The organism is Nonomuraea aurantiaca, from assembly GCF_020215705.1.
Lineage (GTDB): Bacteria > Actinomycetota > Actinomycetes > Streptosporangiales > Streptosporangiaceae > Nonomuraea > Nonomuraea aurantiaca.
Window position 1 is genome coordinate 214194 of the sequence record NZ_JAIWNB010000020.1, and the last position, 11923, is coordinate 226116.

Annotated in this window: 9 protein-coding genes and 1 pseudogene; 7 read left to right on the forward strand and 3 right to left on the reverse strand. The window is 72.7% G+C overall.

Going from position 1 to position 11923, the window contains the following annotated elements; genetic code table 11:
• Positions 1 to 148: 148 nt before the first annotated feature.
• The 6 genes from LDL49_RS37760 to LDL49_RS37785 are packed head-to-tail and all read left to right on the forward strand — an operon-like array spanning position 149 to position 8514.
• Positions 149 to 2545, forward strand: coding sequence for a primosomal protein N' (locus tag LDL49_RS37760; RefSeq protein WP_225298683.1), 2397 nt, complete (start codon positions 149 to 151; stop codon positions 2543 to 2545).
• A gap of 49 nt (positions 2546 to 2594) precedes the next feature.
• Positions 2595 to 4106 carry a hypothetical protein gene (locus LDL49_RS37765; protein ID WP_225298685.1) on the forward strand — a complete coding sequence of 504 codons (1512 nt, stop codon included), beginning with the start codon at positions 2595 to 2597 and terminating at the stop codon, positions 4104 to 4106.
• A gap of 38 nt (positions 4107 to 4144) precedes the next feature.
• On the forward strand, positions 4145 to 5479 hold the full coding sequence (locus LDL49_RS37770) for a hypothetical protein (RefSeq protein WP_225298687.1): 1335 nt from the start codon (positions 4145 to 4147) through the stop codon (positions 5477 to 5479).
• A gap of 25 nt (positions 5480 to 5504) precedes the next feature.
• The gene (gene def, locus LDL49_RS37775) at positions 5505 to 6053 is read left to right on the forward strand and encodes a peptide deformylase (protein ID WP_225298689.1); all 549 of its coding nucleotides are present in this window, start codon (positions 5505 to 5507) and stop codon (positions 6051 to 6053) included.
• A gap of 2 nt (positions 6054 to 6055) precedes the next feature.
• Positions 6056 to 6985: a methionyl-tRNA formyltransferase gene (gene fmt / locus LDL49_RS37780; protein WP_225298691.1), complete on the forward strand. Its 930-nt coding sequence runs from the start codon at positions 6056 to 6058 to the stop codon at positions 6983 to 6985.
• Between the two features lie 8 nt (positions 6986 to 6993).
• Positions 6994 to 8514: an RsmB/NOP family class I SAM-dependent RNA methyltransferase gene (locus LDL49_RS37785; protein ID WP_225298693.1), complete on the forward strand. Its 1521-nt coding sequence runs from the start codon at positions 6994 to 6996 to the stop codon at positions 8512 to 8514.
• Positions 8515 to 8556: 42 nt separating this feature from the next.
• On the opposite strand, the gene LDL49_RS37790 is transcribed toward LDL49_RS37785, so the two are convergent.
• Together LDL49_RS37790 and LDL49_RS37795 are read right to left on the reverse strand one after the other, a co-directional pair.
• The gene (locus LDL49_RS37790) at positions 8557 to 9525 is read right to left on the reverse strand and encodes a serine hydrolase domain-containing protein (RefSeq protein WP_225298696.1); all 969 of its coding nucleotides are present in this window, start codon (positions 9523 to 9525) and stop codon (positions 8557 to 8559) included.
• 53 nt (positions 9526 to 9578) lie between these two features.
• Positions 9579 to 10199 carry a TetR/AcrR family transcriptional regulator gene (locus LDL49_RS37795; protein ID WP_225298698.1) on the reverse strand — a complete coding sequence of 207 codons (621 nt, stop codon included), beginning with the start codon at positions 10197 to 10199 and terminating at the stop codon, positions 9579 to 9581.
• Positions 10200 to 10289: 90 nt separating this feature from the next.
• Between LDL49_RS37795 and LDL49_RS37800 the strand changes: the two genes are divergently transcribed.
• Positions 10290 to 11228, forward strand: coding sequence for an aldo/keto reductase (locus LDL49_RS37800; protein WP_225298699.1), 939 nt, complete (start codon positions 10290 to 10292; stop codon positions 11226 to 11228).
• 383 nt (positions 11229 to 11611) lie between these two features.
• Here LDL49_RS37800 and LDL49_RS37805 read toward each other — a convergent pair.
• A pseudogene (locus LDL49_RS37805) lies at positions 11612 to 11923 on the reverse strand (hypothetical protein); the annotation flags it as partial.

The following is an 11923-nucleotide window of genomic DNA, read 5'->3' on the forward strand; positions in this document are numbered from 1 at the left end:
CGGTGAGCGGGCTGGTGCGGGGTTTGGGGACCGGCCTGGTGTGGGCTGGGACCGGACTGGTGTGCGGCTTGGGATCGGACCGGTGTGGGGGTTCGGTTCGAGAGGCGTGCGGGCGTTGCCGGTGGTCCAGGTCTGGTAGACGTAATGCGTGACCGACTCCAACGCCCTCCTGCCGCTCGACGCCGTGCGGAGGGTGGAGCCGTCCAAGCCCGCCAAGGGGGCTCCGGTTCCCGCTCCTTCGCGGCCGGTGGCCCGGGTGGCGGTCGACAACCCGCTGCCGCACCTCGACCGGCCGTTCGACTATCTGGTGCCGGCGTCGATGCACGAGACGGCCGAGCCGGGGGTGCGGGTGCGGGTGCGGTTCGCCGGTCAGCTGGTGGACGGGTTCGTACTCGAACGGGTCGAGGAGAGCGACCACACGGGCAAGCTCACCGCCCTCGAACGGGTCGTGTCGAGTGAGCGGGTGCTGACCGGGGAGATCGCGGGCCTGGCCAGGGCGGTCGCCGACCGCTACGCGGGCACGCTCGCCGACGTCCTGCGCCTGGCCATCCCACCGCGCCACGCCAGCGCCGAGGCCAACCCCCCAAGACCCGCCGAGACGGCCGCCGCGCCGACTGAACCGGCTTCCGGTACGCCCGGCGATGCGGCGACTGGTTCGGTGCCCAATATGTCCGGCGATGTGACGACTGGCGCGCCTATGGGTTCGATTCCCGATACGTCCGGCGATGCGGCGACTGGCGCGCCCACCCCTCCGGCCACCGACACGGGTCCCGCCCCGGCGGACGGCGCGTCCGCCGGCGCCTGGGACGACTACCCGATGGGGCCGTCGTTCCTCGACGCGCTGCGCAACGGCCGGGCGCCCCGGGCCGTCTGGTCCGCCCTGCCGGGTGCCAAGGGCTGGGCCGGGGCGGTGGCCGAGGCGGTTCGCGCGACGCTCGACGGCGGGCGGGGCGCGGTCGTCGTGGTGCCCGACGGCAAGGACGTGGCGCTGGCCGACGCCGAGCTCACCCGGGTGCTCGGTGACGGGCGGCACGTGGCGCTCACCGCGGACCTGGGCCCGGCCGAACGCTACCGGCGCTGGCTGCGCGTCCTGCGAGGGCAGGTGCGGGCGGTCGTGGGCACCCGGGCCGCCATGTTCGCCCCCGTGGCGGCGCTCGGTCTGGTGGCCATCTGGGACGACGGTGACGACCTTCACGCCGAACGGCTGGCCCCCTACCCGCACGCCCGCGAGGTTCTCGCGCTGAGGGCCCATCGCACGGGCGCGGCCATGCTGATCGGCGGCTACACGCGTACCGCCGAGGCCACTCAGCTCATCGCCGGCCGCTGGGCCAGGCCGATCGTCGCCGCCCGCACCACGATCAGAAGCCTCGCGCCCCGCGTACATCCCGCCGGAGAGGACGCCGAACTCGCCAAGGACCAGGCCGCGCGGCAGGCCAGGCTGCCCAGCCTGGCCTGGCGCGCGCTGCGCCAGGGGCTGGAGTCCGGTCCGGTGCTGGTCCAGGTGCCCCGGCGCGGCTACCTGCCCGCACTGGCCTGCCAGAACTGCCGCGCCCCCGCCCGCTGCGAACTCCCCCCCACCCGCCTCAGCGCCCTCGCGGCTCCCGGAGCCGCGGCGAACGACCCCAACGCCGACATACCCGACATACCCGGCCTGGCCATGGCGGCGACGGCCGGCCGCGGGTCCGGCGGCGGGACAAAGCACACCGGGACAAAGAACAGCGGGACGACGCACGGCGGGCTGAGGTTCGACGGTGACCCCACGACCATCGGGCCCCCGTCGTGTCATGGCCCGCTCGCCCTGCGAGGCGGTCACGCCGCCCCCTACTGCCGCTGGTGCGGCCGGGTGGACGCCGGCTGGCGCTGCCCGAACTGCGGTGGCCACCGCCTGCGCGCCGTCGTCGTGGGCGCCCGCCGTACCGCCGAGGAGCTGGGCCGGGCCTTCCCCTCGGTTCCGGTACGCACCTCGGGGCGCGACGGCGTCCTGGCCACCGTGCCCGCCAGCCGGGCCCTGGTCGTCGCCACGCCCGGCGCCGAGCCGGTGGCCGAGGGCGGCTACGCGGCGGCCGTGCTGCTGGACGCGTGGGCACTGCTCGGCCGGCCGGACCTGCGCGCCGCCGAGGAGGCGCTGCGCCGCTGGACGAACGCCGCCGCCCTGCTCCGGCCCGGTGCCGAGGTGGTGGTGCTCGGCGACGCCGCGCTGCCGGTCGTACAGGCGCTGCTGCGCTGGGACCCGATCACCCACGCCGAACGCGAGCTGGCCGAACGCGCCGAGCTGGGCTTCCCGCCCGCCGTACGGATGGCGACGCTCACGGGTAGCGCCGCCGCGGTCCGGCAGATGCTCGACGAGACGCGCCTGCCCGACGGCGCCCAGGTGCTCGGCCCGGTGCCGGTGGACGAGGCGGGCAGGGAACGCGCCATGATCCGCGTGCCGCGCGGCGGCGGCGCCGCGCTGTCCGCCGCGCTCAAAGGGGCCATTGGGGTACGTGCGGCCCGTAAGGCGCCTGATGTCGTCCGGGTGAGTGTCGACCCGCTCGACCTCATTTAAGCGATTTCCCCGATTCGCTCATCTGTAAGCCAGCCATTAGCGTGCCCCTGTGTCGATCGAATGGGTGAACCAGGCCATCGACGACCTCCGTGCCTGGGGGCGCGCGCGGGGTGTCGTGGTGGACGCGGACGAAATCCGCTTGCTCTGCGACTACGCCAGCGACTATCTCAACGTCAACGAACTGGGCGACTTCACTCCCGCGACCTTCGACGAGCTGCTGCTGTCCATCTACCCTCGCAAGGTCATCGCACCGCCGGAGAGCGCGCCGGAGACGGTGGCGGCCGCCCGTACCCTCGTCGATTTCCTGCAACAGGCCGGCGCGGTCGGCGAGGAGACCGCGGCGGCGATGCGCGAGGAGCTCACCGGCATCGAGCCGAAGATGCCCGGGGCGCTCGCCGACACGGCCAACTTCGGCATGGCCAAGAGCCTGTTCAGCTCCATCGGTCCGGAGTCGCTGGAGCAGTCGGTCGCGATCCCCTCGGGCGAGCTGCCCGACATGGGGGAGGCGCCCTGCGACTGCCCGGGGTGCGCGCCGCTGCCGGCCGTACGGCTGGCGGAGCCCGACGCGCTCGTGGCCGAGCTGGCGAATGTGCCGCTCCTGGGTGGGAAATCCGGAAAGGCGAGAAAGTACCGAGAGCTGGAAAAGGAGCTGCGGCGCGACGTCGGTGACGACCCGCTCCAGACGTGGGCCGAGATCGTCGCGCACATCGTCGAACGCGACACCCGCGGCACCGTCACCGGATCGGCCGAGCTCGACGAGGAGCTCTACGACCTGTTCGACATGCTCTACCGGCTGCGGGCGCCCGTGCCCATCACCGTGATCGGCGACTACCTGGAGGAGGTCGCGGACGCGGGCGGCGCCGATCTGGGCGCGGTGCTCGACCGGCTGGCCTGGTGCGGCATGGTCACGGTCGAGGGCGACGCCGCCGGGCTCACCCCGCTGGCCGTGTGGGGGCTGCGCGAGCACTACCTGGCGCTCGGCCTCGACGCCCCGCAGGCCGATGACCTGGCCGAGGCCGACGCGACCGGGCTGATCGAGGGCCTGCTCGACGGCATGCCCACCGAGCTGGCCGAAGAGGACATCAGCCGGTGGCTGGCAGGCCGCAGCCCGGTCACGGCGGCGGCCGAGCTGCTCGCCGCCGCGTCCGGCGCCCCCGCCGTGGCGCGCGGCATCGCGGTGACCATCGTTGACCGGCTGGGCGCCGAGGCGGAGCCCGAGGTACGCGCCTGCCTGGAGGACCAGGAGCTGCGCCCGCATGCCATCCACTGGCTGACCGCCCGAGGGCTGACCGCCCCGCAGCTCAGCCAGGAGGAGCTGCTGTGGGTCAGCATCGACATGCTCGCCCTGGCGCTGCCCGCCGCCGAGGAGGCCCCCGAGATCTTCGCCGAGAACATGGCCGCCTCCGGCCCGCCCGCCCACCTCATCGAAGAGATGTGGCGCGTGGACCACCCCGACGTCGTAGACGTGCTGGAGCTGCTCGGACGCTCGCTGCCCGACGGCACGGTGGCCAAGGCCGCGCGCAAGGCCGCCTTCAAGGCGCGCTCCCGAGCCATCCGTTGAGTACGCTCATGTGACTCGTGTGCAGTAAGTTTCGTGGGGTGGCAAACAACGTCTTCGACCTCGCCGAGCTGCGCAAGCTGATCGATGAGCAGTCCGCCGTGCCCCCACGGCCACCCGAGGAGACTCCCGTGGCGGAGCAAGAGGCGCTGACGTTCCCACCTGTCCTGCTGGCTCCCGACGCCGAGCTGGCCGCGATCGTGCCCACAGTGCCGCTCGTCGCCGACGCCATCCGGCTCGCGAGCTGGACCGGCACCCGCGAGGTCACCCCCGAAGGGCTGCCGGCCGAGGCCGACGCCCACGCGGCCGCCGCCGAGCTGGGCCTCGACGCCGCCCGGCTGCGCCTCGTCTGGATCGTCGCGGTCAACACCGGGCTGCTCCAGATCTCCGGCGGGCGCGCTTCGCGAGGACCGCTGCCGGAGCGGCTCTCGGTCGAGGCGACGCTGGAGTTCTGGGACGGCGTGGTGATGGACGTGCTCGACCGCGCCGACGAGGGCCTGACCGGCTCGGCCGTCGTCGACGAGCACCTGGCGGAGATGCTGGCCACGGTTTACTCCGTACGTTCCGGCGTCGCGATCGCCAACCTCGCCCGGGGCATCCTGCAGTCGCACGAGGTCGCCTGCGAGCCCGGCGCCATCGAGATGCGCAGGCTGGCCGCCTCGCTGCCCGCCGATTTGCTCGACGCGCTGTCGCTGCTGGCCTACTGCGGCCTGGTCGAGCAGACCGCGGCCGGCCGCACCGCGCTCACCTCGCTGGGCGTCTGGGCCGTACGCCGGGACCTGCTGCGCGAGGGACACGACGCGCCGACGACGGCCGAGGTCGAGGTGTTCGCCGACCTGTCCGCCGCCGAGCTGGTCGAGGCCCTGGTCAAGGGCGCCGCCACGCAGAGCGCCGTCGCCGGCTGGCTGGAGCGCCGGCCGCCCGCGCAGGCCGCGCACGACCTCATCGAGATCGCGGCGGAGGGCACCGCGGGGCAGCGCGGCGCCGTCGGCGCCATCCTGGAGGAGCTGGGGCCCGAGGCCGAGGCTCCCGTCCGCGAGGCGCTCGACCTGCCGCTGATGCGCCGATACGCCGCGTCCTGGCTGCACATCCGCGACCTCGACGCACCCACGCTCAGCCCCGACGACCACACCTGGCTCGCGGTCGACTCGCTGGCCGCCCTCATGCACCTGTCCGGCTCCGCCGCGGGCCGGCTGGACCCTGAGCCGGGCGAGGACCTGATCCGGCTCGTCGGCGAGATGCCCGCCGTAGGCCACCCGGACACGATCGCGGTGCTCGACATGCTCGCCACCGCGCACGACGACAAGGCCGTCGTCAAGGCAGCCCGCAAAGCCGCGATGAAAGCCCGATCGCTGGCGCACACTAAACTGGGCTGACCCACTGACGAAACGGAGTGACCCTTTGGCGATCCAGTCGATCCGCCTGTTCGGAGACCCGGTGCTGACCACCGCGGCAGCGCCGGTCGTCGACTTCGACAAGGAGCTCCGCAAGCTGGTCAAAGACCTCACCGACACGATGATGGACGCCCCCGGCGCAGGGCTCGCGGCCCCGCAGATCGGCGTCGGGCTGCGGGTGTTCACCTACTACATCGACGAACAGCTCGGCCATCTGATCAACCCCGATCTCGACCTGTCCGCCGAGATCGACGAGGAGGGCGAGGAGGGCTGCCTGTCCTTCCCCGGCCTGTCGTTCCCGACACCGCGGGCCATCCGCGCCGTCGCCAAGGGCTACGACATGTACGGCGAGCCGGTCACGCTGGAGGGCACCGACCTGATGGCCCGCTGCTTCCAGCACGAGACCGACCACCTCGACGGCATCCTGTTCATCGACCGGATGGACCCCAAGCAGCGCAAGCTGGCGATGAAGGCCGTCCGCGAGGCGGAGTGGAGCGGGCTTTCCGTTCCCATGGTCAAGTTCTCCCCGCACACCACGGGCGGGAGGGCACTCTGACCATGCGCCTGGTCTTCGCGGGCACGCCCGAGACGGCGCTGCCGTCACTACGCGCACTGATCGACTCGCCGCGCCACGAGGTCGTCGCGGTCGTCACCCGGCCCGACGCCCAGTCGGGGCGCGGCCGCAAGGTGCACCCGTCGCCGGTGGCCGAGCTGGCCGAGGAGGCGGGCATCGAGGTGCTGCGCCCGGCCAAGGCCGGCGACCCTGAGTTCCTCGACCGGCTGCGCGGGCTGGAGCCCGACTGCTGCCCCGTGGTCGCCTACGGGGCGCTGCTGCCGCAGTCCGCGCTCGACGTGCCGCCGCTCGGCTGGATCAACCTGCACTTCTCGATCCTGCCCGCCTGGCGGGGCGCCGCGCCCGTCCAGCACGCCATTCTGCACGGTGATGAGATCACCGGCGCCTCGACGTTCCAGATCGTCAAGGAGCTCGACGCCGGGGCGGTCTTCGGCGTCGTCACCGAGGAGATCCGCCCTGACGACACCAGCGGCGCCCTGCTCGAACGCCTGTCGGTCTCGGGCGCCGAGCTGCTGTCGGCCACGCTCGACGGAGTGGCCGACGGCAAGCTGCAGGCGGTTCCCCAGCCGGCCGACGGGGTCAGCATCGCGCCCAAGATCAACGTGACCGACGCCCGGGTCGACTGGTCCGCGCCCGCCATGCGGGTCGACCGCCTGATCCGTGCCTGCACGCCCAACCCGGGCGCCTGGAGCGAGTTCCGCGGCCACCGGCTGAAGCTCGGCCCGGTGCGGCTCGCCCCCACGGCCGAGCCGCTGGCGCCCGGCGCCATCGCCGCCACCAAGAACACCGTGCTGGTCGGCACCGCGACCCACCCGGTCGAGCTGGGCGAGCTCCAGCCGCAGGGCAAGCGGCTGATGAGCGCGGGGGAGTGGGCGCGCGGTGTGCGTCCTGAGAGCGACGACAGGTTCGAGTGAGAAACGACATGGGACAGGGCCCGCGCCGCCACAACGACGGACGGTCGACCGGCACCGGGCATGGCGGCGGCCGGGCCGGTCAGGGCGGGGGTCGTGGCGGTGGCCGGGGCCGGCCGCGGGGTCCCGCGCGTGACCAGGCGCGCAATGCCGCCTTCGACGTCATGCGGGCCGTCGACGAGCGTGACGCGTACGCCAACCTGCTGATGCCGCGCCTGCTGCGCGAGCGCGGGGTGAAGGGGCGTGACGCGGCGCTGGCGACCGAGCTGGCCTACGGGACGCTGCGCGGGCTCGGGACCTACGACGCGATCATCGAGATGTGCGTCGACCGGACGCCCGATGCCGACGTGCGCGACGCCCTGCGGCTCGGCGCCCACCAGCTGCTCAAGATGCGCGTTCCCCCGCACGCCGCCGTCGGCACGACGGTCGATCTCGTACGGCTGCGCATCGGGTCGGGTGCCGCCAAGTTCGCCAACGCCGTGCTGCGCAAGATCGGGTCACGGACCATCGAGGAGTGGATCCCGATCGTGGCCCCCGACCGGGCCCACGACCCGGCCGGGCATCTGTCGGTCGCCTACAGCCATCCGCGGTGGATCGTGAGCGCGTTCCGCGACGCCCTGGGCATTCGGGCCGACGAGGTCGCCGACCTGCTGGCCGCCGACAACGAGCGGCCGCTGGTGACGCTGGTCGCCCGGCCCGGCCGCAGCTCGGTCGAGGAGCTGACCGACAGCGGCGCCGACCCGGCCCGCTACTCGCCGTACGCCGCCTACCTGCCGGAAGGCGACCCGGGCAGGATCCCGGCGGTCGCCGAGACCCGCGCGGCCGTCCAGGACGAGGCCAGCCAGCTTGTGGCGCTCGCTCTGACCCGCGTGCCGCTCGACGGGCGCGACGAGCTGTGGCTCGACATGTGCGCCGGACCGGGCGGCAAGGCGGGCCTCCTCGACGCCATCGCCACCTACGGCGACCTCGCGGCTTCCGACGACCGTTATCCCGCCGATCCTGTGGGGCCCGGGGTTCGGGCGGTGGCCTATCCGGGCGGGGCCCGGCTGCTGGCCGCCGACGTGCAGTATCACCGGGCGCGGCTGGTCTGGCAGACCACCCGGGACGCCGCCGTGGTCGCCGCCGATGGGACCGAGCCGGCCTGGCGGCCGGGTGCGTTCGACCGGATCATGCTGGACGCGCCCTGCACCGGGCTCGGAGCGCTGCGCCGCCGCCCCGAGGCGAGGTGGCGGCGGGATCCCGCGGACATCGCCGAGCTGGGCCGGTTGCAGCGGCGCCTGCTCGACGCCGCGCTCGACGCCGTACGGCCCGGCGGGGTGGTCGCGTACGTCACCTGTTCGCCGCACCTGGCCGAGACCCGGGTCGTCGTCGGTGACATCGCCGGTCGGCGCGGCGACGTGGAGCAGCTCGACGCGCGCGACTACCTGCCGGAGATCGACGGGCTGGGCGACGGCCCGCACGCGCAGTTCTGGCCGCACCGCCACGGCACCGACGCGATGTTCCTCGCCCTGCTCCGCAAGCGCCCGCTCTGAGCGGATCATGTTCGCGTTTCCCGGCGTGATGGGCGCTGGGAATCAGGCCTGCCCGTCCTTCGACGGGAGGTGGAGACCGGTCACCTCATCGAGAAGGCTGTCGAGGAGCGGGACTCGGCGTTCGGTGTGGTCGTCGATCGCCAGGAGAGCCACGCTCAGGTCCAGGTCGGGCACTCGGGCGTGCAGAGCCCGCAGGCCCGTCCAGCCTCCTCCGTGCCGATAGACGCGGTGCCCGGCGTGGGATCGCACGCCGATGCCCCAGGCGTAGTCGATCGGCGTTCCGTCATCGAGGCGTCCAGGAGTCTGCATGAGCCCCGAGACGCCGAGCTCATCGGCGTTGAGCGCCTGGCCCCAGCGCAGCAGGTCGCGGAGGGTCGTCCACACCCCTCCGTCACCCAGGGACAGTGGGGCGGGATGAAGGCGGGCAAGCGGCGCGGCGCCCGGGGGCGTCGGGTCAGGCCCGGGCCAGTAGCGGCTGTCCGCCATCGCGAGCGGGACGAAGAGGTGGTGCTGGGCAAAGTCGGGCAGCGGCATGTCCGCCGCTCGTTCCACCACCGCCGCCAGGCAGACATATCCGGCGTTGGAATAGACGTGTTCGGTGCCCGGCCGGTGGTCCAGGGCCGGGAACCGGGCGAGTGCTTGGATGATGCCTGGAGTGGTCCGATCGTCCCCGGTGATGATGGCATCGATCTCGGAGTCGGCGGGAAGGGCGGCTGTGTGATGGACCAGGTGCCGGAGCCGGATGGTGCCGGCCCACGCCGGTAGCCGGGGCAGCCAGCGTGACAGGGCCGACTCCATGTCCAGTACGCCACGTTGGGCCAGCAGCGCCGCGCAGGCCGCGGTCATCTGCTTCGACAGTGACGCCGCGTAGGCGAGCGTCGCGGCGGTCACCGGCCCACCGGTGGATGACAGCCCATGGGCGAGGAGTACGGGTGGCGTGCCGCCCTGCCGCATCCCGACCACGATCGGTTCGTCGCTGCGGTAGCCGGCTTCGGAGACAAGGGTTGCCATGCGTTGGCGCATCTGGGACACGAAATGATCCTTCGGGCTGTCCCGGACCCCTGCTAGCGGCCTGGCCTGGGGAGTAGGGCGTCGACGAGCAGGTCGAGGAGCCGGCCGGTCTGCTCGGGGGTGTCGCGGGCCGCCGTGGCGAGGAAGATCCCGAGGAGCATCGTGGCGACGTCGTCGGGATCGACGTCCGCGCGGAGTGAGCCCGTGTCGGCGCCCTTGGCGAGGATCGTCCTGATCGCGGTGGTGATGCGGTCCCTGGTGGTGGCCGTCGGGATGCGGCCCGAGGCCTGGCCGGCGCGCAGTGTGTCGGCCATGCCGCGTTTCATCGCGGCGAACGCCCCGTAGCGGTCCAACCAGGCGCGCAGCGCGATCTGCGGCGGGAACTGTTCGAGCAGGGCCGGGGCGCTCGTGGCGATGTCGTCGAGTTCGGCTGCGTAGACCGCCTCCACGAGCGCTTCACGGGTGGGGAAATGGCGATAGAGGGTGCCGATGCCGACGCCCGCCTCACGGGCGATGCTTTCGAGCGGGACGGTGTCGTCGGCGGTCGCGAAGGCGGTCCGGGCGATGGCGATGAGCTTGTCCCGGTTGCGCTGGGCGTGGGCGCGGAGCGGACGCCGTGTCGTGGCCGGCTGTTCCGCGGCGGTGCCGGCGGACGCCGGGTCGGGCGAAGTCAAAGTGGAGGTACCTCCGATATTGCTCTATAGTCAGTGGAGATATCGGAGGATCCTCCGATATCTCCCACATCTTACCTGGACGGGGTTCTCATGACCTCCAGCAACACCGTTTCCGGCGAGCCGGTCAATGCTCCTCGGCCCGGCGGCACCGCTCAGTTCGCCGGCCGTACCCTGTCCCGCATCGGATATGGCGCCATGCAGCTCGCACGCCTGCACGACGATCGGGACGCGGCCCTGGCGGTCCTGCGCCGGGCGATCGACCTGGGCGTCGACCACATCGACACCGCCCAGTTCTATGGCAACGGCTTCGTCAATGAGCTCCTCCGCGAGGCGATCCGGCCGGAGGACGATGTCATGGTCGTCAGCAAGGTCGGCGCCACCCCCGATCCCGGCGGTCCGATCCCGCTGCGGCTCGCACAGCGGCCAGAAGAACTCCGCGCCAGCGTCGAGGACAACCTCATCAGCCTCGGCCTGGAGCAGATCCCGGTGGTGAACCTGCGCCGCACGGACTCCGGTCCCGGCGTGCGGGCCACGGGCGATCAGGTGGTCGACATCGACGACCAGCTCGCCGTGATGACGGCGATGCGCGACGAGGGCAAGATCGGCGCGATCGGGCTGGGCAGCGTCACCCTCGACGGACTGCGCCGAGCGATCCCCGCCGGCATCGCCTGCGTGCAGAACGCCTACAGCCTCGTCACACGCGACGACGAAGCCATCACCGAACTGTGCCGGACCGAGGGCATCGCCTGGGTGCCGTTCTTTCCCCTCGGCGGCGCCTTCCCCCAGATGCCGAAGGTGACCGACGAAGCTGCCGTCCTCGCCGCCGCGGCGTCACTCGGCCGTACGCCCGCACAGGTCGGCCTCGCCTGGCTGCTGCACCACGCTCCCCACGTCCTGCTCATCCCCGGCACCGCCGCCATCGAGCACCTCGAAGAGAACATCGCCGCCGGTACGATCACCTTCGACCGCGACATGCTCGACACGCTCGACGCCATTCCCTCCCGCTCGGCGGAGGTCCCGCTCGGCTGATTCCCTGGTAATGAAGGCTTGGTGGGTCAAGCCGTCGTGGGAAGAGGCCGTGTGCGCGCCTGTGTGCCTGCGGGCGGTACGTGGACCGATGCGGTGCTCGCCCCCTTCGCCCGGTCGAGGACCCGGATCGTCTCAGCCAGGGCTCAGCGCGGAGGCGCCTTGATGTCCCCTGGGTCGGAACCGAGCGTAAAAGCGGCCGCTTCGAGCCGTTGGACGCGGGCGGCAAGTTGCCCGCGGCGCTGGGGAGCGGTCATGTGGCCATCGTAGCCCGCGACTCATCCTGCGCCGCAGGGCTTCGGTGAACTGCACGCTCAACGGGTTGCCGCAGGTCAGGCACACCGCAGCCATCCGGGCGTGGAAACGGGCACGATCGAGATGGCGCGTCAGGACGGTGTCGTGATCGTGGGTGAGTCGGTGGGTTGTGGCAGCGGCGCCGAGGCTTCCGCGGGCGTGGACCTCACCAGCCACAGACCCGTGAACACGGCGCCGGCCAAGGTGACGGCGCCGGCCGCGAGGAAGGCGCTGTTGAGGCCGGATTCGAAGGAGGCGCCGCCGGATTCCCGCGTGTGGACGATGGCTCCGAGCACCGCCACGCCGAGCACCGCGCCGATCTGCCGGGTGGTGCTGCTGACGCCCGAGGCGAGGCCGCCCTCCTGCGGGCTGACCGCCTGGATGGCGGCGCCGGTCAGCGGCGA